26 protein-coding genes, 1 pseudogene and 1 riboswitch are annotated in these 24374 nt (G+C 72.8%); of the genes and pseudogenes, 20 read left to right on the top strand and 7 right to left on the bottom strand.

The window, feature by feature from the left end; genetic code table 11:
* Window positions 1–8 precede the first annotated feature (8 nt).
* Window positions 9–236: a DUF2945 domain-containing protein gene (locus tag ACFYOP_RS12150; RefSeq protein WP_356897441.1), complete on the top strand. Its 228-nt coding sequence runs from the start codon at window positions 9–11 to the stop codon at window positions 234–236.
* 12 nt (window positions 237–248) lie between these two features.
* Window positions 249–596 carry a DUF3140 domain-containing protein gene (locus ACFYOP_RS12145; protein ID WP_356897440.1) on the top strand — a complete coding sequence of 116 codons (348 nt, stop codon included), beginning with the start codon at window positions 249–251 and terminating at the stop codon, window positions 594–596.
* Here the strand turns inward: ACFYOP_RS12145 and ACFYOP_RS12140 are convergent.
* Complete coding sequence (locus ACFYOP_RS12140; protein ID WP_356897439.1) at window positions 518–1525, bottom strand: MerR family transcriptional regulator; 1008 nt, start codon at window positions 1523–1525, stop codon at window positions 518–520. The two genes, ACFYOP_RS12145 and ACFYOP_RS12140, sit on opposite strands and share 79 nt — an antisense overlap.
* Before the next feature lie 162 nt (window positions 1526–1687).
* Here ACFYOP_RS12140 and ACFYOP_RS12135 point away from each other — a divergent pair, with 162 nt between their 5' ends.
* The 11 genes and pseudogenes from ACFYOP_RS12135 to ACFYOP_RS12085 all read left to right on the top strand — a co-directional run bounded on the left by ACFYOP_RS12135 (window position 1688) and on the right by ACFYOP_RS12085 (window position 9809).
* Complete coding sequence (locus tag ACFYOP_RS12135) at window positions 1688–2296, top strand: sigma-70 family RNA polymerase sigma factor (protein ID WP_356897438.1); 609 nt, start codon at window positions 1688–1690, stop codon at window positions 2294–2296.
* A 91-nt stretch (window positions 2297–2387) separates the two neighbouring features.
* A complete protein-coding gene (locus ACFYOP_RS12130) occupies window positions 2388–3224 on the top strand; it encodes a DUF4397 domain-containing protein (RefSeq protein WP_356897437.1) in 837 nt (278 codons plus the stop codon).
* Between the two features lie 322 nt (window positions 3225–3546).
* Window positions 3547–3990 (top strand): hypothetical protein, encoded by a 444-nt coding sequence (locus tag ACFYOP_RS12125; RefSeq protein WP_356897436.1) that lies wholly within the window; start codon window positions 3547–3549, stop codon window positions 3988–3990.
* Between the two features lie 22 nt (window positions 3991–4012).
* Window positions 4013–4189 (top strand): annotated as a pseudogene (locus ACFYOP_RS12120) (transposase); the annotation flags it as partial.
* A 431-nt stretch (window positions 4190–4620) separates the two neighbouring features.
* Window positions 4621–5613 carry a dihydroxyacetone kinase subunit DhaK gene (gene dhaK / locus ACFYOP_RS12115; RefSeq protein ID WP_356897435.1) on the top strand — a complete coding sequence of 331 codons (993 nt, stop codon included), beginning with the start codon at window positions 4621–4623 and terminating at the stop codon, window positions 5611–5613.
* A gap of 60 nt (window positions 5614–5673) precedes the next feature.
* On the top strand, window positions 5674–6285 hold the full coding sequence (gene dhaL / locus ACFYOP_RS12110) for a dihydroxyacetone kinase subunit DhaL (RefSeq protein ID WP_356897434.1): 612 nt from the start codon (window positions 5674–5676) through the stop codon (window positions 6283–6285).
* Window positions 6282–6692 (top strand): PTS fructose transporter subunit IIA, encoded by a 411-nt coding sequence (locus tag ACFYOP_RS12105; protein ID WP_356897433.1) that lies wholly within the window; start codon window positions 6282–6284, stop codon window positions 6690–6692. Before dhaL ends, ACFYOP_RS12105 begins: the two co-directional genes overlap by 4 nt.
* A 211-nt stretch (window positions 6693–6903) precedes the next feature.
* A riboswitch (cobalamin riboswitch) is annotated at window positions 6904–7100 on the top strand.
* A gap of 29 nt (window positions 7101–7129) precedes the next feature.
* Window positions 7130–7819: an energy-coupling factor ABC transporter permease gene (locus ACFYOP_RS12100; RefSeq protein ID WP_356897469.1), complete on the top strand. Its 690-nt coding sequence runs from the start codon at window positions 7130–7132 to the stop codon at window positions 7817–7819.
* Window positions 7816–8193, top strand: coding sequence for an energy-coupling factor ABC transporter substrate-binding protein (locus tag ACFYOP_RS12095; protein ID WP_356897432.1), 378 nt, complete (start codon window positions 7816–7818; stop codon window positions 8191–8193). Before ACFYOP_RS12100 ends, ACFYOP_RS12095 begins: the two co-directional genes overlap by 4 nt.
* 6 nt (window positions 8194–8199) lie before the next feature.
* Window positions 8200–8949, top strand: coding sequence for a cobalt ECF transporter T component CbiQ (gene cbiQ, locus ACFYOP_RS12090; protein ID WP_356897431.1), 750 nt, complete (start codon window positions 8200–8202; stop codon window positions 8947–8949).
* A 2-nt stretch (window positions 8950–8951) separates the two neighbouring features.
* Complete coding sequence (locus tag ACFYOP_RS12085) at window positions 8952–9809, top strand: ATP-binding cassette domain-containing protein (RefSeq protein WP_356897468.1); 858 nt, start codon at window positions 8952–8954, stop codon at window positions 9807–9809.
* Window positions 9810–9881: 72 nt separating this feature from the next.
* On the opposite strand, the gene ACFYOP_RS12080 is transcribed toward ACFYOP_RS12085, so the two are convergent.
* Complete coding sequence (locus ACFYOP_RS12080; protein WP_356897430.1) at window positions 9882–11861, bottom strand: heavy metal translocating P-type ATPase; 1980 nt, start codon at window positions 11859–11861, stop codon at window positions 9882–9884.
* Window positions 11862–11991: 130 nt separating this feature from the next.
* Here ACFYOP_RS12080 and ACFYOP_RS12075 point away from each other — a divergent pair, with 130 nt between their 5' ends.
* The 3 genes from ACFYOP_RS12075 (at window position 11992) to ACFYOP_RS12065 (ending at window position 14815) form a co-directional block, all read left to right on the top strand.
* Window positions 11992–12375, top strand: a complete 384-nt coding sequence (locus tag ACFYOP_RS12075) for a metalloregulator ArsR/SmtB family transcription factor (RefSeq protein WP_356897429.1) — start codon at window positions 11992–11994, stop codon at window positions 12373–12375.
* 303 nt (window positions 12376–12678) lie between these two features.
* Entirely contained in the window at window positions 12679–13464 is a 786-nt protein-coding gene (gene nagB, locus ACFYOP_RS12070; protein WP_356897428.1) for a glucosamine-6-phosphate deaminase, read from the top strand.
* Window positions 13465–13945: 481 nt separating this feature from the next.
* Window positions 13946–14815 carry a peptidoglycan-binding protein gene (locus ACFYOP_RS12065; RefSeq protein WP_356897427.1) on the top strand — a complete coding sequence of 290 codons (870 nt, stop codon included), beginning with the start codon at window positions 13946–13948 and terminating at the stop codon, window positions 14813–14815.
* A 124-nt stretch (window positions 14816–14939) separates the two neighbouring features.
* On the opposite strand, the gene ACFYOP_RS12060 is transcribed toward ACFYOP_RS12065, so the two are convergent.
* The 4 genes from ACFYOP_RS12060 to ACFYOP_RS12045 all read right to left on the bottom strand — a co-directional run bounded on the left by ACFYOP_RS12060 (window position 14940) and on the right by ACFYOP_RS12045 (window position 18540).
* A complete protein-coding gene (locus ACFYOP_RS12060) occupies window positions 14940–15905 on the bottom strand; it encodes an LLM class F420-dependent oxidoreductase (protein WP_356897426.1) in 966 nt (321 codons plus the stop codon).
* Window positions 15906–15908: 3 nt separating this feature from the next.
* Window positions 15909–17312: an NADP-dependent succinic semialdehyde dehydrogenase gene (locus ACFYOP_RS12055; protein WP_356897425.1), complete on the bottom strand. Its 1404-nt coding sequence runs from the start codon at window positions 17310–17312 to the stop codon at window positions 15909–15911.
* 39 nt (window positions 17313–17351) lie between these two features.
* The gene (locus ACFYOP_RS12050; RefSeq protein WP_356897424.1) at window positions 17352–17738 is read right to left on the bottom strand and encodes a hypothetical protein; all 387 of its coding nucleotides are present in this window, start codon (window positions 17736–17738) and stop codon (window positions 17352–17354) included.
* A 163-nt stretch (window positions 17739–17901) separates the two neighbouring features.
* A complete protein-coding gene (locus ACFYOP_RS12045) occupies window positions 17902–18540 on the bottom strand; it encodes a DUF6629 family protein (RefSeq protein WP_356897423.1) in 639 nt (212 codons plus the stop codon).
* Window positions 18541–19251: 711 nt separating this feature from the next.
* Between ACFYOP_RS12045 and ACFYOP_RS12040 the strand changes: the two genes are divergently transcribed.
* The 3 genes from ACFYOP_RS12040 (at window position 19252) to ACFYOP_RS12030 (ending at window position 21234) form a co-directional block, all read left to right on the top strand.
* A complete protein-coding gene (locus tag ACFYOP_RS12040) occupies window positions 19252–20166 on the top strand; it encodes a S1 family peptidase (RefSeq protein ID WP_356897422.1) in 915 nt (304 codons plus the stop codon).
* 121 nt (window positions 20167–20287) lie between these two features.
* A complete protein-coding gene (locus ACFYOP_RS12035) occupies window positions 20288–20521 on the top strand; it encodes a hypothetical protein (protein WP_356897421.1) in 234 nt (77 codons plus the stop codon).
* 257 nt (window positions 20522–20778) lie between these two features.
* Window positions 20779–21234: a hypothetical protein gene (locus ACFYOP_RS12030; protein WP_356897420.1), complete on the top strand. Its 456-nt coding sequence runs from the start codon at window positions 20779–20781 to the stop codon at window positions 21232–21234.
* Here the strand turns inward: ACFYOP_RS12030 and ACFYOP_RS12025 are convergent.
* Entirely contained in the window at window positions 21178–21690 is a 513-nt protein-coding gene (locus ACFYOP_RS12025) for an ATP-binding protein (RefSeq protein WP_356897419.1), read from the bottom strand. The two genes, ACFYOP_RS12030 and ACFYOP_RS12025, sit on opposite strands and share 57 nt — an antisense overlap.
* A 222-nt stretch (window positions 21691–21912) precedes the next feature.
* Between ACFYOP_RS12025 and ACFYOP_RS12020 the strand changes: the two genes are divergently transcribed.
* The gene (locus tag ACFYOP_RS12020; protein WP_356897418.1) at window positions 21913–24369 is read left to right on the top strand and encodes an FHA domain-containing protein; all 2457 of its coding nucleotides are present in this window, start codon (window positions 21913–21915) and stop codon (window positions 24367–24369) included.
* Window positions 24370–24374: the final 5 nt, after the last annotated feature.

Genomic DNA, 24374 nt, shown 5'->3' with positions numbered 1-24374 from the left:
CAGGAATCATGGCCAAGGACAAGAACGTCGGCAAGGGCGACAAGGTCGCGTGGAAGAGCCACGGGCAGACGGTCACCGGCAAGGTCAAGCGCGAGATCACCGAGCGCACCCAAGCCGCCGGCCGCACCGTGGACGCCTCCGAGGAGGAGCCCCAGTACGAGGTGGAAAGCGACAAGTCCGGCCGTTCCGCAGTGCACAAGCCCGGTGCACTGCGCAAGAAGGGCAAGAAGGCGTGACCAAGCGGAACGATGGACCCGACCACGTCCTCAGCAGAGTTCAAGGACGCGGTCAACATGTCAGCGGGCCGGCTGGAGAAGTGGCTGGAGACGGACGAGTCGAAGAGTGTCGGGCAGAGGGAAGGCAGCGGCGAAAGCGTCGGATCACGCCGGCCCCTTGTCCGCACGTGCCCTGAGCGGCGGCCGATCGACGACGGCTCGGACGCGACCGCCGGTCCAGCGGACCACGTTCCGCCGGCCGATGCCAGGCGCCACGGCCGAGTGCCCCGGGCGGCGAGACGTCACCCAGCGACCACCGGCTCCAGGGCGGCGACGGCCTCGGCGAGTCCCGCCGGACGCACCAGGCCGGCCACCGCCTGACCTGCCCAACCCGGTCCCAGGGTCAGGACGACCGGCCTGCGACGAGCCCCACGCACACCCCACTCCAGGCCGGCCACGTGCTGCGCCAGCGGCCTGCTGGCCGTGGTCCGGGACTGCGCCCACAGCCCCACGGCGGCCGGCCCGGTCCTGCGCACCGCGGCGACGAGCGACTCGACGGGCAGGGCACCGCCGAACATGCGCACCGGAACACCCCTCTCCGTCAGCGCGGCGGACAGTGCTTCCAGCGGCAGCGTGTGATTCTCCCCCGGCACGCAGGCGAGCACCGTGGTGGCGCCCGGACGATCCGCGACCGTGTTGGAGGCGGTGCGCCGGAGCGCGCCGGAGACGTGCCAGGAGAGGAAGTGCTCGACCTCGACGTACTTCTCCCCCGATGTCTCCCACTTACGACCGACGGCCTGCAGCGTCGGCACGATCACCTCGGTCCAGGCGGCGACCAGCCCGTGCTCGGCGATCGCGGTGGACAGCAGTTCGTCCAGCGAGGCGGCGTCAAGGCGCAGGGCGGCCCGGGCGATCCCCCTGCATTCCTGGCGTACGTCGCCGAGCCGCAGGCCGCTCCCCGCCCGGCTGCGGCCACGGCCCGGCGGCTGCGGCACCGCGACGGCCGTCCGTCCGCGCGAGGCCGCCGTCAGCGGCTCCCCGCTGCGTGCCAACCGTGCGGCCTCGGCCGGCGGCAGTCCGGTCGCCGTCCATGCGCACATCCGCTCCAGCCGCGCCACGTCCCCCGCGGTCCAGCGTCGGTGCCGGCCGCCTGTGTGCGCCTCGGGACCGAGCCCGTACCGGCGGTCCCACGTACGGACCGTGGTAGGGGCCACCCCCAGGCGCCGGGCCACCTCGCCGGTGGTCAGCCCGCCGGCCCGCGGACCACCCTCGCCGTCCCGGGCGTCTCCGTTTCCCGTCGTCGCGCGCATGTCTCCATCGTACGACGCATAAACGACGCATGTTGCTTGCGTCGTTCATGCGTCCAAGACTGAAAGCACGCGCACGGCAGCCACGCACGGCAGGCCGGCGAACTTGCCGGACGGCGGACGGTCTTCCGTCCCCGCACGACACACGGCAGGAGGAATCAGGCCATGAGCAAGAACACTCGACCGACCACCCCCCTCGTCCCGCCCGTGGAGGAAACGCGGTTCGAGGAGGATCTGGCCCGTGGCCTCGTCGCCGCCGACGAGGAGGCGTTCGCGGCGATCTACCGGCGTTGGGGCTCACTCGTCCACACCATGGCCGCCCGTTCCCTCGGCGACGCCCACGAGGCCGAGGACGTGACCCAGCAGGTGTTCGTCGGCGCCTGGCGCGGCCGGCACGGTTTCCGGCCGGAGCGGGGCGCACTCGGCGCTTGGCTGGTCGGCATCACCCGCCGCAAGATCGTCGACGCTCTGGCGGCGAGGACGAGGCGTCTGGCCCTGATGGACTCGGCCGCGCAGGACACCGCGCCCACCCGACCCGCCCCGGCCGCACCCGACGACGTACTGGACCGCGTGCTGCTCGTCCAAGCCCTGTCGCGGCTGCCTCACGCCCAGCGGGAGGTGCTGTGCATGGCCTTTTTCGAGGACCTGACCCACGCCCAGATCGCGGAACGCACCGGCGTGCCCCTGGGGACGGTCAAGAGCCACGCCCGCCGGGGTCTGCACCGGCTGCGTCTGGCGATCGACCACGGCCGTGCGCACGGCACGCACATCTGATCGCACCGATGAAGCGACCGCACGAGCGCGCATCCATGGATGGCGGCACCCACGAAACACAACCGAGACTCCAGTCGAAGGGATGATCCCCATGACCTCCGGGACCCCCATCGCCGTCGCCGCCTCGGCCGGCGCCTGTGCCCTGGCCCTCGGCGTGACCGCACCCGCCTCGGCGGCTCCCGCCCAGGCCGGGGACAAAGCCATGGTGTCCGTCTTCCACGGCATCCCCGGAATGACGGTCGACGTCTACGCCGACGGCGACGAGCTGCTCAGCGGCTTCGAGCCCGGCACGGTGACCGATCCGCAGTCCCTCGACGCGGGGACCTACGACATTCAGGTCTTTGCAGCGGGCCAGGGCCCCGACGGCACGCCGGCCCTCGAGAAGAAGGTGCAGGTGCCCGAGAGCGGCAACGCCACGGTCGCCGCCCATCTCTCCGCCGACGGCGAACCCCGGCTGACGGCGTTCACCAACGACATCTCGGAGGTGGACACAGGCAAGGCACGCCTGACGGTCCGTCATGTGGCGGCCGCGCCCGCCGTCGACGTACGGGCCGGCGGACAGCCCGTCTTCACCGGTCTGACGAACCCCGACGAGGACACCGCGGCGGTCGACGCGGGCGCCGTGAATGCCGACGTCGTCCTCGCCGGCACGGACACCGTGGCCATCGGACCGGCCGACCTGAACTTCAAGGAAGGGACGAGCAACGTCGTCTACGCCTGGGGCAGCGCCGAGAACAAGAACCTGGCCCTGGCCACCCGGACGTTCAGCGGCATGGAATCGACGCCCAACGCCGTTCACGCGGGCGGCAGCGGCGCCGCCGTCACCCAGAACTCCTCCGACCAGTGGTTGGCCTGGGCCGCCACGGCCGGAGCGATCACAGTGACCGGCGCCCTGGTGGCCCGCCCCGTCGCCGGCCGGCGTGGCTGACGCCGCGCAACGGCTGACCGGACCGACGATGGCGGCTGCCGACGCGGCGACCGCGTCGAGGTACGGCGAACGGGGGCAGCGGGTGGTCCATCGCGTCGTCTCCCGCGCCACAGTGCCCAAGGACGAGCTGCCATCCTCCGTGTTCCGCCGGACGGGCGACCCGGTCCTCACGCTGATCACCTGTGCGCCCCTTCGGCCCCGACCGGGGAGGCTGCCTCGCGAACCTCGTCGTCACGGCCGAGCGGTTGCGGGACTGACAGCACTGCGTCACATGCGACCGGCTCGTGCACACCGGGACAACGACCGAGCCACAGGAGGCACAGTGGGCCATGTAGAGCCGTCGCACCTGGTGGAGCTGGCACTCGGCCACACGAGCAGCGACGAGGACATCAGCGCCCTCGGACATGTCGCGGCGTGCCCGCGCTGCCGCGAGGAACTGGAACTGACGACCCGCGTGGTGACGGCCGCGCGCGGCGCGGAGGCGTCGGACCTTCCGGCAGCTCCACCCGAGCGCGTGTGGCAGCGCATCACCCATGAGCTGTCTCATGAGGCCGACCAGCTCCCGCGCTCCGGAAGGCACTCTGTCCGCCGGTCCGAACCCGCACGGGTCTGCGGCGTCCGGCGCAAGCGGGCAGTCGGCGCCGGAAGGCACGAGGGCCTTCTCGTACTCGGTCTGGTCGCCGTAGTCCTTCTCGTCCGGTGGCTGCGGTTCAAGGCCGGTCGCGGGCGTGATCGGCGGTCTGGCCGGCGGCTGCCGCCGCTGTGACGGCGGCGGGCGTGGGTCCGCCCGGGGGTTCAGGAACATCCGTGCACACCTGCTCTGCCCCGCCCGTGTTCCCCAACCTCGTGGCGCCCGTCCCGGACGGCCACCCGGCACCAAGAACAAGTACCGGGCGCTCCGCTATGACGTCGGCAGGACCGTCAGACGCCCCGAGACCCTCAAGGCCATCGGCAAGCCTGGAAGACTTGGTAGACAAAGAACACGCTCACCGCCGTGGTCCCCGCGCAGACAGGGGTCTTCCGTCCACCCAGGACGAGGGGCCCGCCCCGATCGGGTGCTCTCCACCCTCCACCACGACCGAGGCGGAGTATGCCGCAGGACATGAAAGCCGTGGTCGTGGGGACACTTCACGCCGCAGCGGACAAGTGAACGATTCGGGGCTCAACCTTCGACGCGCCGCTTCCCGATCGAGGCATGCCTCTTCGATACTGGACGCCCTGCGCCCCGACAACGACAGGTGAGTGCTCCTGACGACAAGTCAGCAAAGTCAGCATCAGCCCCGCCGGACGTCGCCTGAGGCCGCCCGACCGTCATGCGCCAGAAACCCCTACAGATCCGCTGACCAGGTGAGACCCTGCCCCTGGGCCCGCCTGGTGACCTTCACAGGAGGAACCGTTGAGGATGCTCATCAATGTGCCGGAGACCGTCGTCGCGGACGCGCTGCGCGGAATGGCGGCCGCGCATCCCGAGTTGGCCGTGGACGTGGACAACCGGGTGATCGTGCGGCGGGACGCGCCCGTCGCGGGGAAGGTGGCGCTGGTCTCCGGGGGCGGGTCGGGGCACGAGCCGCTGCACGGCGGATTCGTCGGGCCCGGGATGCTCGACGGCGCCTGCCCCGGGGAGGTGTTCACCAGCCCGGTGCCGGACCAGATGGTGCGGGCCGCCGCCGCGGTCGACAGCGGCGAGGGCGTGCTGTTCGTCGTGAAGAACTACACCGGTGACGTCCTGAACTTCGACATGGCCGCCGAGCTCGCGGAGGACGAGGGCGTACGGCTGGGGCGGGTCCTGGTCGACGACGACGTGGCCGTGACGGACAGCCTGTACACGGCCGGGCGGCGCGGCACCGGCGCGACCCTGTTCGTGGAGAAGATCGCCGGGGCCGCCGCCGAGGAGCGCGCGCCGCTGGAGCGGGTCGAGGCGATCGGCCGGCAGGTCAACGCGTCGACCCGCAGCTTCGGTGTGGCGCTGAGCGCCTGCAGCACCCCGGCGAAGGGCGGTCCCACCTTCGACCTGCCCTCCGGCGAGCTGGAACTGGGCGTCGGCATCCATGGCGAGCCGGGGCGGGAGCGCCGCCCGATGATGACGTCGCGGGAGATCGCGGACTTCGCCGTCGAGGCCGTCCTGGAGGATCTGCGCCCCTCCGGCCCGGTGATCGCCCTCGTCAACGGCATGGGCGCGACACCGCTGCTGGAGCTGTACGGCTTCAACGCGGAGGTCCAGCGGGTGCTGGCCGAGCGGGACGTGGCCGTGGCCCGGACCCTCGTCGGCAACTATGTGACGTCCCTCGACATGGCCGGCGCGTCCGTGACCCTCTGCCAGGTCGACGAGGAGCTGCTCAGGCTGTGGGACGCGCCGGTGCGGACCCCGGCGCTGCGCTGGGGGCCGTGACGGCCCGCGTCCCCCGGCACCGCCCCCCTTCGAACCGACCCGACCCACCAGGGAGTTCCTGTGCTCGACACCGAATTCTTCCGCCGCTGGCTGGCAGCGGTCGCTGCCGCCGTGGACCGGGAGGCGGACCGACTGACCGAGTTGGACTCGGCGATCGGTGACGCGGATCACGGCAGCAATCTCCGGCGCGGCTTCGCGGCCGTCGGCACCGCGCTGGAGAAGGAGCCGCCGGCGACGCCCGGCGCGGTCCTGATGCTGGCCGGACGGCAGTTGGTGTCGACGGTCGGCGGCGCGTCGGGCCCGCTGTACGGGACGCTGCTGCGGCGCACCGGCAAGGCGCTGGGCGACGACGCGGAGGTGACGCCCGCGCAGCTCGCGGAGGCGCTGCGGACGGGGGTCGCCGCGGTGGCGCAGCTGGGCGGCGCGAAGGCGGGCGACAAGACGATGCTGGACGCCCTCGAGCCGGCGGTGGCGGCGCTCGGTGACAGCACCGGGTCGTTCGCCGCGGCCCGCGAGGCGGCCGAGCAAGGGGCCCTGGCGACGGTGCCGTTGCAGGCGCGCAAGGGCAGGGCGAGCTATCTCGGTGAGCGCAGCATCGGCCACCAGGACCCCGGAGCCACGTCCTCCGCCCTGCTGGTCGCCGCGCTCGCCGAGACGGTGGAGACGGCATGAGCGGCGGCGGGCAGGTCGGGATCGTGCTGGTCTCGCACAGCAGGGAGGTCGCCGCCGCCGTCGCCGAACTGGCCAAGGGGCTCGCGGGCGGCGGCGGTACGGCCCCGGTGGCGCCGGCCGGCGGGACCCCGGACGGCGGTCTCGGCACCAGCGCCGAACTGATCACCGCGGCGGCGGAGCAGGTCGACGGCGGGGCGGGCGTCGCGGTCCTGGTGGACCTGGGCAGCGCCGTGCTGACGGTCAAGGCGCTGCTGGCCGAGGGCGACGAACTGCCCGACGGGACCCGGCTGGTGGACGCGCCGTTCGTGGAGGGCGCGGTGGCGGCCCTGGTGACGGCCTCCGCCGGGGCCGACCTGGACGCGGTGGAGGCGGCGGCCTCGGAGGCGTACGACTACCGCAAAGTGTGACGTACGGCTGCGGCGGCCCCTCGGGCACCGCCGCCGCGAGAGGCGAGGTGCGGCGGCCGTGAACCGTGCGGCGCCGCCGCCGCGAACCCGGACATACCGCGGCCGCGGACAGCCACCCGCGCCGCCGCCCCCGGCCCGGATGTGGCGAACGGCTCACCCCGTCGCGGCCCGGTGCGCCCGTGCGCGGCTTGTGATGTCGCTGGTCGGCGCATTACTGTCACGGGGCCTTGGTGTTCGGGAAACCGGTGCGGTACCGGTGCGGCCCTCGCCACTGTGATCGGGAAGTCCGGCTCCGACCCCTCACGGGGAGCCACTGGGACACCGCGCCTGCGCGTGGTGCCCGGGAAGGCGGAGTACGGGCGGCATGACCCGTCAGCCAGGAGACCGGCCAGGGTGCGTTGTCCATCCACGAGGTGCTGGAGAGGGTCTCCCACATCATGCATATAGCCGAGGGGTATCTGCCCCCGTTGCACGCGGCCGCCTGGGGCGTCGCTTCCGCCCCGTTCGTCGTCCACGGCGTACGCGCCCTGACCCGCGAGGTCAGGTCCAATCCCGATTCGACCCTGCTGCTCGGCGCTGCGGGCGCCTTCACGTTCGTCCTGTCGGCGCTGAAGATCCCGTCGGTGACCGGCAGTTGCTCGCACCCGACCGGTACCGGTCTCGGCGCGATCCTGTTCAGACCGCCGATCATGGCGGTACTCGGCACCATCACGCTGCTCTTCCAGGCACTGCTGCTGGCGCACGGCGGTCTGACCACGCTCGGCGCCAACGTCTTCTCGATGGCGGTCGTCGGCCCCTGGGCGGGGTACGGGGTGTACCGGCTGCTGCGCCGGTCCGGGGCGCCGCTGATGGTGAGCGTGTTCTTCGGCGCGTTCACCGCCGACCTGTCCACGTACTGCGTGACCACCGTCCAACTGGCGCTCGCCTTCCCCGACCCGGGCAGCGGCGTGGCGGGCTCGCTGGCGAAGTTCGGCGGGATCTTCGCGCTCACGCAGATCCCGCTGGCGGTCAGCGAGGGCCTGCTCACCGTGCTGGTGATGCGGCTGCTCAGCCGGTCCAGCAAGGGCGAACTGACCAGGCTGGGCGTGCTGGTTCCGGGTGCGAAGAAGGAGGCAACGGTCCGATGAACCGTAACGCGAGGATCAACGCCCTGCTCCTGCTGGCCGTTGCGGCCCTGGCCGTCCTGCCCCTGGTGCTGGGGCTCGGGGACCACAAGGCCGAGCCGTTCACCGGCTCGGACGGGGAGGCCGAGACGGCGATCACGGAGCTCGAACCGGACTACGAGCCCTGGTTCTCCCCGCTGTACGAACCGCCGTCCGGCGAGATCGAGTCGGCGCTGTTCTCCCTGCAGGCGGCGCTCGGCGCGGGCGTGCTGGCGTACTACTTCGGGCTGCGCCGGGGCCGGCGGCAGGGCGAGGAGCGGGCGAAAGAGGCGCAGAGCAAGGAGGCGGGGGCGAAAGCCGCCGCCAAGGACTCCGACGCCGCCGCGCCCCCGGCGTAGCCGCCGATGCTTCCCATCGACGTGGCGGCGCACAGCAGCAGCTGGCGCCGCCGCCACCCGTGTGAGAAGGCCGCCCTCGGGATCGGTCTGACGGTGACGGCCGTCTGCCTGCCACCGTGGCCCGGCGCCGTCCTCGTCGCCGCGGCCACGCTCGTCGTGCTGCTCGGTCCTGCGGGGGTGGCGCCGCGCCGGCTCTGGCGGGCGTTCCGTATCCCGCTGGGGTTCTGTGTCACCGGGGCCGTACCGCTGCTGTTCGCGGTGGGCGGCCCGGACGGCCTGGTCGCGCTCGCCCCGGACGGGCCGGGACAGGCGGTGCGGCTGCTGCTGCGCACGTCCGCGGCCTCTCTGGGCGTACTGCTGTTCGCCTTCACGACGCCGATGTCCGACCTGCTGCCGCGGCTGGTCAAGGCGGGCGTGCCGCCCGCGGTGGTCGACGTGGCGCTCGTCATGTACCGGATCAGTTTCCTGCTGCTCGACGCCGTGGCGAACATCCGCCAGGCCCAGGCCGCCCGTCTCGGCCACACGACGCGAGCCGCCGCCTGGCGCTCGCTCGCGGGGCTCGGGGCGACGGCCTTCGTGCGCGCCTTCGACCGGGCGAGCCGGCTGCAGACGGGGCTCGCGGGCCGCGGCTACGACGGCACCCTGCGGGTGCTGGTGCCGCCGGCCACGGTGTCCCGCCTGTTCCTCGCCGGGGTGGCCGCGCTGCTGACCGGGATCGTCGTCCTCACTCTCGTGCTCGAAAGGTTCGCCCTGTGATCGTGGAACTCGTCGACGCCGGTTACGCCTACGAGGACGGCCCCGCCGTCCTCACCGGGATCGGCCTCGGCCTCGCGGAGGGCAGGTCGACCGCGCTGCTCGGACGCAACGGCAGCGGCAAGACGACCCTGTTGCGGCTGCTGAGCGGCGGGCTGCGGCCCGCGACCGGCCGGCTGCGGCTGGGCGGCGAGCCGGTGACCTACGACCGGGCCGGACTGACCCGGCTCCGTACGACGGTGCAGCTGGTCCTGCAGGACCCCGACGACCAGCTGTTCGCGGCGTCCGTCGAGCAGGACGTGTCGTTCGGTCCGATGAACCTCGGGCTGGCGGAGGACGAGGTACGGGCCCGGGTGGACGAGTCGCTGGCCGCGATGGACATCGTGGCGCTGCGGGACCGGCCCACGCATCTGCTCTCGTACGGGCAGCGCAAACGGGCCGCGATCGCCGGCGCGGTGGCGATGCGGCCGCGGGTGCTGATCCTGGACGAGCCGACCGCGGGGCTCGATCCGCACGGGCAGGAGCGGCTGCTCGACGTGCTCGACGGTCTGCGGGCGGCGGGGACGACGGTCGTCATGGCGACGCACGACGTCGATCTCGCCCTGCGCTGGGCCGACGACGCCGCCGTGCTGACGCCGGACGGCCTGCGGACCGGGCCCGCGTCCGAACTCCTCTCGGACCACGCGCTGTTGGAGTCGGCGCGGCTGCGGATGCCGTGGGGGACGGCGGTCGCGGAGCTGCTGAGGGCGCAGGGGCTGCTGGACGGGGGCGAAGGCCCGCGGACGGCGGAGGAGTTGGCGGCGTGGACGCGAGCCGCCTCCTCCCCCGCCGGGCCGGCGCCCCGTGCCCCTTCGCGGGGCTGACGCCCGGCACCCCAGGCGGGGTGCCGGGACCGCCACCGGGCCAGGCTGCGGGGCGGGGTCCGGCGGCGTACGTCACGCCGCCGCCGCGTCGCGCCAGGCCGGCTCCCGGAGCAGCCGCAGGCCGTTGAGGCCCACCAGGACCGTGGAGCCCTCGTGGCCGGCGACGCCGAGCGGGAGCGGAAGGTGCCAGGCGAGGTCCCAGACGACCAGGACGCCGATGCACACGGAGGCGATGACGAGGTTCTGCACGACCAGCCGGCGGGCCCGGCGTGACAGGGCCACGACCGCCGGGACGGCGGCGGCCTCGTCGCGTACGACGACGGCGTCCGCGCTCTCCAGCGCCAGGTCGGAGCCGGCCCGGCCCATCGCGACGCCGGCGGTCGCCGCCGCCAGCGCGGGCGCGTCGTTCACGCCGTCGCCGACGACCAGGACCTTGTCGCCGGCGCGTTCCCATTCCCGTACCGCCGCGACCTTGTCCTGCGGCAGCAGTCCGGCCCGTACGTCGGTGATGCCGACCTCGCCCGCCACCCGCGCCGCCGCCCGCGGGTTGTCGCCGGTGAGCAGCGTCGGTGCGGTGCCGGTGAGCCTGGTCAGGGCCGCGACGGCCTCCGGTGCGCCGGCCCTGAGCCGGTCGTCGACGGCGAGCACGGCGACGGTTTCGCCGTCCGCCTCGACCACGACCGCCGTACGGCCGTCGGTCTCCGCCTCCGTGACCGCCGGGCACGCGCCGGTCAGCAGCGCGGCGGGGCTGCCGACGCGCACCTTGCGGCCCGAGACGAGCGCCGACACTCCGCGTCCCGGCTCCGAGTCGAACTCCCGTGCCTCCGGCAGCCGCAGGCCGCGTTCGCGGGCCGCGGCGACGACCGCGCGGCCGAGCGGGTGCTCGCTGTGGAGCTCGGCCGCCGCCGCGAGGGTCAGCGCGGTGTCCGCGTCGAGGCCGCCCGCCGGCAGGGGGTGCACGTGGGCGACGCGTGGCGCCCCTTCGGTGAGCGTGCCGGTCTTGTCGAGCGCGACCCTGGTGACGGACCCGAGCCGCTCCATCGCCACGGCGGACTTGACGAGCACTCCGTGGCGGCCGGCGTTGGCGATCGCGGAGAGCAGCGGCGGCATGGTGGCGAGCACGACGGCACACGGCGAGGCCACGATCATGAACGTCATGGCGCGCAGCAGGGTGGGGGTGAAGTCGGCGCCGAAGGCGAGCGGCACGGTGAGCAGCGCGAGGGTGGCGACCACGACGCCGGTGGAGTACCGCTGTTCGATCTTCTCGATGAACAGCTGGGTGGGAGCCTTGGTCGCGCTCGCCTCCTCGACCATGGCCACGATCCGTGCGATGACGGATCCGGCGGCGTCCGCGTCGACGCGGACGCACAGCGAGCCGGTGCCGTTCAGCGTGCCGGCGAAGACGGTGTCACCGGCGGTGCGCCCGACGGGGAGCGGCTCGCCCGTGATGGTGGCCTGGTCGACCTCGCTCGCACCCTCCAGCACGGTCCCGTCGGCCGGCAGCCGCTCCCCCGGCCGTACGAGCACGGTGTCGCCGACCCGCAACTCCGCGACGTCCACCGCTTCCTGGCCGCCGTCGGTCAGGCGTACGGCCCGGGCCGGGGCGAGGTCGAGCAGGCCGCTGACGGAGTCGGCGGTGCGCCGGGTGGCGAGCGCCTCGAGCGCGCCGGACACGGCGAAGATGACGATCAGCAGCCCGCCGTCGAGGAACTGCCCGATCGCCGCGGCCCCGGCCGCGGCGACGACCATCAGCAGGTCGACGTCGAGGGTCTTCTCGCGCAGCGCCCGGAGCCCGGCCCAGCCCGGTTCCCAGCCGCCGGCCGCGTAGCAGAGGGCGTAGAGCGGTCCCCAGGCCCAGGCGGGAGCGCCGCCCAGGTCGAGCGGCAGCGCACACAGGAACGCGGCGGCGGACAGCGCCGCCCAGCGGACCTCGGGCAGCGCGAACAGCCGGGTGCGCCGCCTGCCGGGCGCCGGGGGCGAGGTCGCGGGGGACGTGGGCGTGTCGCGTACCGGCGCGGCGGGCGAGGACGTCGGAGACGTCGGGGGGACCATCGGAGGCACACCTCTTCCTCGGATTCCTCGGATCCCGCGCACGGTGATGTGGACGGAACCCGACCACCATAGCGGAACACATGAAGAGGTCTTCATTCATGTGTGCCGGGGCGCGGCTACCATGTGGACCATGGGACACGGAGTCGGCGACGACAGGGCCACCCCGGCCGCTCATCTGGACGCGGACTCCGCGGCGACCATCGCCGCCACACTCCAGGCACTGGCCACGCCGTCACGCCTGATGATCCTGACCCGGCTGCGCCAGGGGCCCTGCGGAGTGACCGAACTGGCCCAGGCCGTCGACATGGAGCAGTCCGCCGTCTCCCACCAGCTGCGACTGCTGCGCGCGCTGAGCCTGGTCTCCGGCACCCGGCAGGGCCGCCGCATCGAGTACAGCCTGTACGACAACCACGTCGCCCAGCTCCTCGACGAGGCGGTCTACCACATCGAACACCTCCGCCTGGGCGCACGGGACACGCCCGGCCAGGCCGACACGGAGCAGGACCCCGTGTAGGCACGCGGCCGGCGGCGCGGACGCGGCTGCGGGCGGGTGGCGCCCAGGGCCGCGACGGGGCCGCGTCTGGGCTGCTCAGCGCAGGCGTGCACCGGCACCCCGGCGAGCGGTCCGACCTCGCCCACCTCGGCGCCGAAGCCCCTCCGGGGCCAGCTGCCGCTTTTCCGACGGTCCGGCGTCCGCCGCCTGCTCCGTACGGGCCACACACCCTGTCCACATGCTGTCCGGGCAGGACAGGACCCCCGCTCACCAGGTAGATTGGTCTACACCACTGACCGGGTGCAAACAGAGACAGGGATCTTCGTGGAAGTTGTCATCGTTCCGGATTCCGCCGCGGGTGGCGAGCTGATCGCCGAAGCCATGGCCGACCTGCTGCGACACAAGCCCGACGCCCTCCTCGGGGTCGCCACGGGGTCGACCCCGCTGCCGATCTACGAGGCCCTCGCGGCGAAGGTCGCGGCCAAGGAGGTCGACGCCTCCCGGGCCCGCATCTGTCAGCTCGACGAGTACGTGGGCCTGCCCGCCGGGCACCCCGAGTCGTACCGCTCGGTGGTGCTGCGCGAGGTCGTCGAACCCCTCGGGCTGGACCAGGACTCCTTCATGGGCCCCGACGGCTCGGCCGAGGACGTCGCCGCGGCCTGCGTCGCGTACGACCGCGCGCTGGCCGAGGCCGGCGGCGTGGACCTCCAGCTCCTGGGCATCGGCACGGACGGCCACATCGGCTTCAACGAGCCCTGCTCGTCGCTCGCCTCCCGCACCCGGATCAAGACGCTCACCGAGCAGACCCGGGTCGACAACGCCCGGTTCTTCGACGGCGACATCGAACAGGTCCCCCATCACGTCATCACCCAGGGCATCGGCACCATCCTGGAGGCCCGCCACCTGGTGCTCCTCGCCACGGGCAAGGCCAAGGCCGACGCCGTGGCCCTCGCCGTCGAGGGCCCGCTCTCCGCGCTGGTGCCCGCGTCCGCACTGCAGCTCCACCCGCACGCGACGGTCGTCGTCGACGAGGCGGCGGCCTCGGGCCTGAAGCTCGCCGACTACTTCCGTGCTACGTACGCGGCGAAGCCGGCCTGGCAGGGCATCTGACCCTCCGGACCGCAGTACGCGGGGCGGTGGCCGCCAACCGGCCATCGCCCCGCGGTGGTCGCGGCGCGGACCGGCCATCGCCCCGCGGTGGTCGCGGCGCGGACCGGCCATCGCCCCGCGGTGGTCGCGGCGCGGACCACGCCGGGTCCAGAAGCGCCGAGACCAGTTCCGGGGAAGCACGCACATCGGGGTCGAGAAGCCGCGTCTCCCCCGCAATGGCCGCCTGAACGGCCCGCTCGTTCGCGTCTGCCATGCATGAACCCTACGGAATGCCGCCTGACCTGCCCTTCGCCCGCGTTCCGCCCGCCCGAGCGACGCCCGCTCGGCACGTGCGGGCGTCCCCCCGGGGTACTGCAGGACGAGTAGTCTCCGTGGCCTGTCCGTGACCCGCAGCGTCAGAACAGTTCAATCGGCCCTTCCCGCGGGCAAATCGATCAGGGGCGGCCCGTGAGCTGAGGGTCGTCCGGGAAGGAGCACCACGATGGCAACGCCTCTGTCCGCCGACCAGCTTCTCAGAGCGTTACGCAACGAAGGACTGCGTGTCGTCGAGCACCGGAGCTGGCGCACACACAACCGGAATCACAAAGGGCCCTGGGGGCCGACGCACGGGGTGATGATCCATCACACCGTGACGTCGGGCACCTCCAACTCCGTGGAGCTCTGCTACAACGGGCACTCCAGCCTGCCCGGTCCGCTCTGTCACGGGGTGATCGCCAAGGACGGCACCGTCTATCTCGTCGGCAACGGCAGGGCGAACCACGCCGGTCTCGGGGACGACGACGTACTCAGAGCCGTGATCAACGAGTCGGCGACGCTGCCCGCCGACAACGAGGCCAACACCGACGGGAACAGACACTTCTACGGCTTCGAGTGCATCAACCTGGGTGACGGCAAGGACCCCTGGCCGGCCGCGCAGTTGGAGGCCATCGAGAAGGCCGCGGCCGCCATCTGCCGAGCGCACGGGTGGACCCACCGTTCGGTCATCGGGCACCTGGAGTGGCAGCCGGGGAAGGTCGACCCGCGGGGCTTCGGCATGAGTGCGATGCGCAGCCGTATTCAGCAGAGACTCGGCGGTGATCCGACCGGGCCGCCGCCGGCGCCCAGGTACGAGCCGTATCCCGGGGCCGCGTTCTTCCAGGTCGGCCGGCGCAGCGCGATCATCACGGCGATGGGCAAGCGCCTGGTGGCCGAGGGGTGCGGGCGGTACGAGGTGGGGCCGGGGCCCAACTGGACGGAGGCGGACCGCAAGTCGTACGCGGCGTGGCAGCGCAAGCTCGGGTACTCGGGCAGCGACGCGGACGGCATTCCGGGCAGGACGAGTTGGGACAAGCTGAAGGTCCCCAACGTCTGACGTCCCGCCGAGGGGCCCCTTGGCCCCGGGCGGGCGGGCGGTCCCGTGCGAGTGCACCGGGCGCACCGAGTGCACGTGGCCGCCCGCCCGCACGGAACCGGGCCGCGCCCGCCTCGTCGTCACCTCACAGGCCGCGCAGGGCGGGCAGCAGTTCGTCCTGGGCCCACCGGAAGAACGGCTCCTGCTGGTCGCCGCCGATCTGGACGAGGGCGATCTCGGTGAAGCCGGCGTCGACGTAGGCGCGGACGGCTTCCGTGAAGGCGTCGACGTCGTTGCCGCAGGGGATGGCCTCGGCGACGTCGTCGGGGGTGACGAGTGCGGTGGCCTGTTCGAAGGAGAGGTGGCCGGGCAGTTCGGCGTTGACGCGCCAGCCGCCGACGGCCCAGCGGAACTGGTCGTGGGCCCGCTTCACCGCGGCGTCGCGGTCGGTGTCGTAGCAGACGGGGATCTGGCCGACGCGGGGTTTGCCGGTGCCGCCATAGCGGTCGAAGGCGTCCAGGAGTTCGCGTTTCGGCTCGGTGGCGATGACGAGGTCGGCGTTCCGGCCGGCGACGGCGCAGGACCGGTCCCCGGAGACGGCGATGCCGATCGGCACGCGTTCCTCGGGTACGTCCCAGAGTCTGGCGTCGACGACGTCGAAGTGGGCGCCGTGGTGGGTGACGTGTTCGCCGTCGAGGAGCCGGCGGATGATGCCGGCGGCCTCGTCGAGCATGTCGAGGCGTACGTGGGCGGCGGGCCAGTCGGCCCCGACGACGTGTTCGTTGAGGTTCTCGCCGGAGCCGAGCCCGAGCCGGAAGCGTCCCTGCGACAGGAGTTGGACGGTCGCCGCCTTCTGGGCGACGACCGCGGGGTGGTAGCGGGTGGTCGGGCAGGTGACGTACGTCATGAGCGGGATGCGGGAGGTGGCCTGGGCGGCGGCTCCGAGGACGCTCCAGGCGTAGGGGGCGTGGCCCTGGGAGGCGAGCCAGGGGAAGTAGTGGTCGGAGATGACGGAGAAGTCGAATCCGGCCTTCTCCGCGCCGACCACGTGGGCGACGAGGTCGCGGGGTCCTGCCTGCTCGGTCATCATCGTGTATCCGAACTGCGCCATGGTCTACCTCTCCGTCTTCGTGCCGTGCCACAGGGTCGTGACGTTGCAGAATTCCCGGATGCCGTGGCCGGAGAGTTCACGGCCGTAGCCGGACCGTTTGATTCCGCCGAAGGGCAGGGCCGGGTGGGACGCGGTCATTCCGTTGAAGAACACGCCGCCCGCCTCGAGGTCGCGGGAGAAGAGCTCCACTTCGCTCGCGTCGCGGGTCCAGGCGTTGGAACTGAGGCCGAAGGGGCTGTCGTTGGCGACGGCGACGGCCTGTTCGGCGTCGTCGACCCGGTAGACGGAGGCGACGGGGCCGAAGGCTTCTTCGCGGTGGATGCGCATGCCGTCGGTGATGCCGGTCAGGACGGTGGGCTCGTAGTACCAGCCGCGGTCGAGGTGGGCGGGGCGGCGGCCGCCGCAGCGTGCGGTGGCGCCCTGGCCGAGGGCGTCGTCGACGAGCTCTTCGAGGTCGGACCGGCCGCTTTCGCTCGCGAGGGGGCCGATGTCGGTGGCTTCGTCCATCGGGTCGCCGATGGTGAGGTCCTTCATGGCAGCGGTGAAACGGTCGCAGAACGCGTCATGGACGTCGGTGTGCACGATGAAACGTTTGGCGGCGATGCAGGACTGGCCGTTGTTCTGGACCCGGGCGGTGACGGCCGTGGCGACGGCCGCGTCGAGGTCGGCGGAGGGCATGACGACGTACGCGTCGCTGCCGCCGAGTTCGAGGACGGTCTTCTTGACCTCGTCGCCGGCGACGGAGGCGACGGAGCGGCCGGCGCCTTCGCTGCCGGTCAGAGTGGCGGCGGCGACCCGCGGGTCGCGCAGGACCGACTCGATCGCGCCGGAGCCGACGAGCAGGGTCTGGAAGCAGCCCTGGGGGTATCCGGCGCGGATGAAGAGGTCTTCCAGGTAGAGCGCGGTCTGCGGCACGTTGGAGGCGTGCTTGAGGAGGCCGACATTGCCCGCCATGAGCGCGGGGGCGGCGAAGCGGATCACCTGCCAGAGCGGGAAGTTCCAGGGCATGACGGCGAGGACGACGCCGAGGGGCCGGTAGCGGACGGTGGCGTGTACGGCTCCGGAGTCCCGGATGTCGTCGTCGGCGGGGTGCTCGTCGGCCAGCAGCTGTTCGGCCCGGGCGGCGTACCAGCGCATGGCCTTGGCGCACTTGGCGGCCTCGGCTCGGGCGGCCGCGACCGGTTTGCCCATCTCGGTGGTCATCGTGCGGGCGATGTCCCGCTGGTCCTCGTCGAGCAGGTCGGCGGCCCGGTTCAGCAGGTCGGCGCGTTCACCGAAGGGCCTGGTGCGGTGGGCGGCGAAGGCGGTGGCGGCGAGGCCGAGGCGGCGGTCGATCTCGTCGGGGGTGAGGGCGTCGTAGGTCTTGAGGGTCTCGCCGGTCGCTGGGTTGACGGTGGCGATGGGCATGGGGGTGCTCCTCGGACTGTGGTGCGGTGGCGCGGCTGATCAGGTCTCTTCCTGGTGGACGCCGCTGTTGAGGCGGAGCTGGACGTCCTTCTCCTGGTCGCCGGCCGCCATGCCCTCCTCCAGCAGGTCGAAGGCGGCGGCGAGCGTCGCCTGCATCTGGTCCACCGCCCAGTAGCCGCCCTGGAGCTCGGCCGTGACGGGTGACGCGAGCCGGACGGGTTCGGCGTGCTCGTGCGGCTGTGCCACGTCGAAGGTGGTGGTCCACACGGTCGCGTGGCCCTCCGACACGTACTGGGGCGTCTCGTCCGGCGCACGGTCCGATTCGTACGACCTGCTCAGGGCGCGGAAGACCGCGTCGGCGTCCTCCCTCGAGCAGCCGCTGAGCGACACCACGACGGATGTCGCGGATTCCTGTGCAGTGTTCACCGTGTTTCCTGCCTCTCGGAACGTGTCCCCCGTGCTCCAGACTGACCCGGGGGACTTACCTGTGCGACCGGACCTGGGCCGGTTGCACACGGGGGCGACGGGCCGTGAGGAGCGCCGGGTACCCAGCTGCGGAGGGCCGGAACCTCACCGGGCGGCGCGGCGCTCACGGCCGGCGGACGGCGGCCGGCGGCCGGCGGCCGGTCCAGGCGAGCAGGGTGACGGAGGCGACCGCGGCGACGGCGCACCAGGTGGAGACGAACGCGGTGTTCCACAGCAGGGCGCAGACCACGGCGCCGCCCGCCACGAGCAGACCCAGGGTCCGCAGCGCGCGGTCCGCGGCGAGCAGCAGGGCGCCGGCGGTGGCCACCAAGTAGGCGGCGATGAGCAGCGGGGCGTACGGGAGGTCGACGGCGTAGCCCACAGTGTGGCGGCGGACGTCGGCGGTGACGGTGCCGCCGGCGAGCCGCAGCGCGAGGGCGGCTGCGGTCGCGGCGCCGACGGCGGCCGGGACGAGCAGGCGCCCGCGGTTCGCGGAGGGCGCGGCGAGCAGTACGCCGCAGGGGACCCAGAGGGCGAGTACGGGCAGGGCGATGACGGCCCAGGCGGTGGTGGCGGGTCCGGCGCCGCCGCCGGAGTGCCATACGGCGGATTCGACGATCTGGTGGGCGCCGAGCAGGAGCGGCAGTGCGGCCAGGGGCAGGTCGCGCGCCCGGCGGCGGTGCAGGGTGACCGCCACGGCGGCCGCGCCGACGGCGGCGATGCCCGTGCCGGCCACGAGATCGGCCGTCGCACTCCAGCACATGCCGCTCACGGTACGACGGTCGGGTTCCGGACACCTCCGGGCGCTGCGCGAACGGTATTGATTGAGGCATAAAGGAGTTGGCGGCGGGGCGTCGGGGGATTGTCCGGCACGGCCGTGCCAGGGGACGGCCCGGCGTCGGCGGGGGCCGGGGCGGCGCTCGCGACGGGCCGGGGGCGGCGGGGCGGGGATTGCGGGCATTGCGGAAGCCACTGCAGCGTTTTGCGGAGCGGACTGAAACGTTGCAGTGGCCAACGGTGGAGCGGCGGCGGGCCGGTGCATCGGGGACGGGCGACTGCGCTCGACGCTGAGCTGCCGAAACGGCACGCGTCATTCCGTTTGCCTGTCGGGCGGCAGGCTTCGCTCCGGCCGGGCCTCGCCCGGCGGCCGCGCCGGCCGAGGCTGCGACAGCAAACGCTTTCTCACCGTTGCTCGACCGGGCCGGGGAGCCTTCCGCCGCGTACGGAATCGCACCGCCCGGGCCGGGCGGGAGGACGGCGGCGACGGCGCCGCGGCGGCCGCCGGAGCGCGCCCTCGATGTACGCGCGTAGAGCGGCCGAAAGGCGATCTTGTCGCGGAGCGGCGGGGAGCCCAGGATTCGTTCCGCGGCGGTTGTCAGGCTCATGACGCAGTCCTTCGCGTCACGGTCCTCCAGCCGGCGTTCGACGGGCCCTCCCACCCAGCGGGCCCCGGATTCCCCCACCGGAGGATGCAGTGAACATCAAGCGCCTTACCCCCCTCGGCGTCTCGAGAGGTGCGCGGCTGATCGCCGTAGCCGCCGCACTCGTGGCCGCATCCGCGCTTGCCGCCCCGTCCGCCACGGCCGACCCGGCCGACGCGCCGCGGGCCACCACCGCCCAGCTCGCCCAGACCGGTCAGGCCGTGCTCGGGGCCGACGTGGCCGGAACCGCCTGGTACACCGACCAGAAGACCGGCAAGGTCGTCGTGACAGCGGACTCCACCGTCTCGGCCGCCGAGATCGCCAAAATAAAGAAGGCCGCGGGCGACCGCGCCGGCGCGCTGGAGATCAAGCGCACACCCGGCACGCTCAACAAGCTGATCGCCGGCGGCCAGGCCATCTACGCCGGCGGCGGACGCTGCTCGCTCGGTTTCAACGTCCGCAGCGGCAGCACGTACTACGCCCTGACGGCCGGTCACTGCACGAACATCGGCTCGACCTGGTACACGAACTCCTCCAACACCACGCTGCTCGGCTACCGGGCCGGCTCCAGCTTCCCGAACAACGACTACGGCATCATCCGCCACTCCAACGCCTCCGCGGCGGACGGCCGGGTCTACCTCTACAACGGCAGCTACCGTGACATCACGGGCGCCGGCAACGCCTACGTCGGCCAGACCGTCCAGCGCAGCGGCAGCACCACCGGCCTGCACAGCGGCCGGGTCACCGGTCTCAACGCGACCGTCAACTACGGCAACGGCGACGTCGTCTACGGCATGATCCAGACCAACGTCTGCGCCGAGCCCGGCGACAGCGGCGGCGCTCTGTTCGCCGGCAGCACCGCCCTCGGCCTCACCTCCGGCGGCAGCGGCAACTGCCGCACGGGCGGCACCACCTTCTTCCAGCCCGTCACCGAGGCGCTCAGCGCCTACGGGGTGAGCGTCTTCTAGAGGTTCCCCCACGGCCTGCGGCCGGCGGTCCGCCACCCCTGGGCGGACCGCCGGTCTTCGCCGTTGTCAGTGGTGTCGGCCATGCTTGACGGGTCGACACCTTCAGGAGGGGAAGCGCGAGATGACCGATCCCGAGACCGCCGCCGCCCAGGCGTACGTACGGCTGCTGCAGACCACCAGGGCCGTTCTCGCAGACCCGCAGCGGGCGCCGCTCGCGGTTCCGCTGCTGGCGATGCCGATGGCGGAGGCCGACGACGCCCTGCGTGCCGCCGGACTCGCGGGCAACGAGGCGGACTTCTTCCGACTGCTCACGGCGATTCGTCCCGCGGGCCGTGAGGACACCAGGGCGGCGTGAGCGGCGCCGGCCCTCGCCCGAGTACGCGGGCGAGGGCCGGGTCCGGCGGACGACAATCGCGGAGCACGTCGTCGTGTCGTCGACCGTCAGGAACGGAGCACCTGTCGGACGCCCCGCCCGGACCGCCGCCACGGCCGCACTCCTCGCCGTCGCGCTGACCGGATGCGGCACGCAGCCGCACACCGACCCGTCCGGTTCCGGGAGCGGCACGCCGTCACCGCAGGACGCTGCGGCGGCGGCGAGCGCGGCACGACCGGATGTTCACGGACGTCGCGGCCCGCTGCGCGGACCGCGCGGCGTCCGCGCGCCCCTCGCCCTCCCGCACGGCCGAGGACGGCCCCGCCGGCGACGGCCGGCAGCCGGAGAACCCCGAGTACGCCGAGAATCATGCCTTCAGGAACCAGCTGCCGATGGACGGCGACGCACGGTGCAGGGGCACGGCTCACGCGGAGCGGATCGCACGGGGACTGACCGTCCCCGGCGGCTCGGCGGCTCCGGACGCCCAGCAGGTCCTCGAGGGGCTGGTCGGGCTCGGATGTCCGAAGGAGAGTGTGCACGTCTCCGAGTGGTCGGACCGGGTCCGGTTCACGGTGTCGGTTCCGCGGACCGGTCCGTGCGTCACGGGAGACATCGTCGCGGGACAGGACATCGACGTGTCACCGCACGGCGTGTACATGGAGGGCGGGTGTCTCGAACCGGTCGGCGGGCACTGATTCCAGCGGCAGCGGCCTGAACTCGGGGACCGGCGGCTGCGGCACCTGCGGTCCGGACAGCACGCGCTGCGGCTCCTTCACACGCCGGCTGAACCAGATCACCTTGCCCTCTTCCGTGGCGCAGGTGCCCCAGCTGTCGCTGAGCCTCGCGACCCTCGCGAGTCCGCCCCGGGTGGGTGACGAGGTGTGCAGCCGGGGAAGGGTCCGGTCGCGGTCGGAGACGGAGACGCCCAGATGGCGACCCGTCCAACGCAGCTCGACCACACACGTCTTGTCGCCGTCGACATGGTCGACGACGTTGCCGACGAGTTCGTCGACGGCACTGCATACCGGCATGACATGGGCGTCGAGACCCCAGTACTTCAGATGCGCCGCGACGATGCGGCGGATCTGAGGAATGCGCTCAGGGGAGGCCGGCACTTCGATTCTGTACTGGCCGGCAACCGGAACGTTCATGACCGTGGCTCCTCACCGCGACGGCCCGTCATTCGTAAATGGCCCCCGAGTACGAAGAGTGAGCCTGTGTCGCTTCTGGGTAACCCTCAGGGTGCACCGGCCCTCCGCCGCCCGCAACACGCGGCCGCAAGGGGCCGCCCGAATCCCCGCGGTTCCGGCACCGGTTCCGGACCCTCGAGTCACCGCGGGGCACAAAGTGGCGCATATCGCTAGAATTCGAACATGGCTGAGCGGTCCGGCACGCCGACCGCGCCCGTACTCACCGTGGAGACCGACACCGGCTCCACGGTGCTGGATCCGAGCCGGGCGTATCACGTCGGACGTGACCCCCTGAGTGACATCGTCATCGACGACGCGCGGGTGTCCTGGCACCACGCGGTCCTGCACACCGTCGACGGGCACTGGGCGCTGGCCGACGAGAACAGCACCAACGGCACGTACACCGAGGGCCACCGGATCCACGAGTGGGATGTCGGACCCGGCAGCGTCATCCGCTTCGGCAGCGCCGCCGACGGCCCACGGGCCGTACTGACGGAGCCGGCCCCGGCGCCCGCCGCCGGACCGCCGCCCGTCGAACCACCCGCCGCCGAACCGCCCCACCCTGCCGAACCGCCGCCCGTCGGACCACCGGCCGCCGAACCACCGGCCGCCGAGCCGGCGCCCGCCGCAGGCCGGCCGTCGGGTGTCTCGCTGCCCTCCGCCACGGGGACCTTCCGCAGGCCCACCAGCGTGCGCCCGCTGCCGGCCCGCACCGTGCGCATCGGCCGGTCCCCCGACAACGAACTCGTCGTCGACGACCTGGTCGTCTCCCGTCGCCATGCCGAACTGCGCTCACTGGCCGACGGGACGTACGAGATCGTCGACCTCGGCAGCCACAACGGCACCTATCTCAACGGCCTCCCCGTCGGCCGTGCCCCGGTGGGGCCCGGCGACATCGTCGGCATCGGGCACTCCGCGTTCGTCCTCGTCGGCGACGAACTGCAGGAGTTCGTCGACACCGGCGAGGTCTCCCTCGACGTGCAGGGCCTGGCGGTCTCGGTCGACCGGGGCCGCAAGGTGCTCCTGGACCGTGTCTCCTTCCCGGTCGGCGAGAAGTGCCTGCTCGCCGTCGTCGGGCCGAGCGGCGCGGGCAAGTCCACACTGCTGAACGCCCTCACCGGACTCCGCCCCGCCGACGAGGGCACCGTCCTGTACGACGGGCGGGATCTCTACCGCGACTACGCCGAGCTGCGACGGCGCATCGGGCTCGTCCCGCAGGACGACATCCTGCACGCGCAGCTGACGGTGCGCCGCGCCCTCGCCTACGCCGCCGAGCTGCGCTTCCCGCAGGACACCGACCGGTCGGAGCGCGAGGCCCGGGTCGCCGAGGTGATCCGGGAACTGGGCCTGGAGCAGCGGGCCGACCAGCCGATCCACAGCCTCTCCGGGGGCCAGCGCAAGCGGGTCAGCGTCGCGCTCGAGCTGCTGACGAAGCCGTCTCTGCTCTTCCTCGACGAGCCGACGTCGGGGCTGGACCCCGGTATGGACCGCTCGGTCATGCACATGCTCCGCGACCTGGCCGACGACGGCCGCACGGTCGTCGTGGTGACGCACAGCGTGCTCAGTCTGGACGTCTGCGACCGGCTGCTGGTCCTCGCGCCGGGCGGCCGGATCGCCTACTACGGGCCGCCGGCCGACGCCCTCGGCTTCTTCGGTTTCGCGCAGTGGCCGGAGGCGTTCGAGGCGTTCGAGGGCGACCGCGCCCGGGACTGGGCGGGGACCTACGGCGAATCGCGGTTCAACCGGCAGTACATCGTGGCCTCCACGGCCCAGCCGCGCGTACCGCGCGCAGCGGCTCCCGGGCCGGTGCCGCCACCGCCGAAGAACCAGAGCTGGGGCGCGCAGTTGCGCACATTGGTGCGCAGATACACGGCCGCACTGAGCGCGGACCGCACCTTCCTCGTCATCATGATCGCCCTGCCGTTCGTCATGGGGGCGATGGCCCGCGCGCTGGCCGGGAGCCGGCTCGACCGCGAGACGGCCCTGAACGCCCTGCTCATCCTGTGCGTCGGCGGCGTCCTCACCGGCGCGGCGAACGCCGTACGGGAGCTGGTCAAGGAGCGGCCGATCTACCAGCGGGAGCGTGCCGTCGGCCTGTCCAGGTCCGCGTATCTGATGTCCAAGGTCGTGGTGCTGGGCACGATCACGGTACTCCAGGCGATCGTGCTGACGCTCGTCGCCCTGGCCGGTGTCGCCCTCGGCGCCCCGGGCGGCGAGGGCGTCCTGCTGCCGCCGCTGGTGGAGATCACGCTCGCCGTCGCGCTGCTGTCGTTCACCGCGATGATGCTGGGTCTGCTGGTCTCCGCCGTGGTGCGCAAGGAGGAGGTCACGATGCCGCTGCTGGTCCTCCTCGCCATCGTGCAGGTGGTCTTCTGCGGCGCGCTGCTGAAGCTGGCCGGTGTGGCGGTCGTCGAGCAGTTGGCGTGGCTGGTCCCGTCCCGGTGGGCGCTGGGGGCGATGGCGGGCACGATCGACCTGGAGCGGATCGTGCCCGGTGAGCTGACGGCCGATCCGCTCTTCGAGCACTCGGCGGGCGTGTGGCTGCTCGACATGGGGATGCTGCTGGTGCTGTCGGCGCTGTTCGGCGTCCTCGTGCTCCGCCTGCTCCGCCGCCACGAACCCGCCGTCATGCGGAAGTAGGCCGG

This window comes from Streptomyces sp. NPDC006294 (genome assembly GCF_042870895.1).
GTDB lineage: Bacteria > Actinomycetota > Actinomycetes > Streptomycetales > Streptomycetaceae > Streptomyces.
The sequence above is the reverse complement of the archived record's forward strand: the minus strand, read 5'-3'. Positions and strand labels throughout refer to the sequence as shown.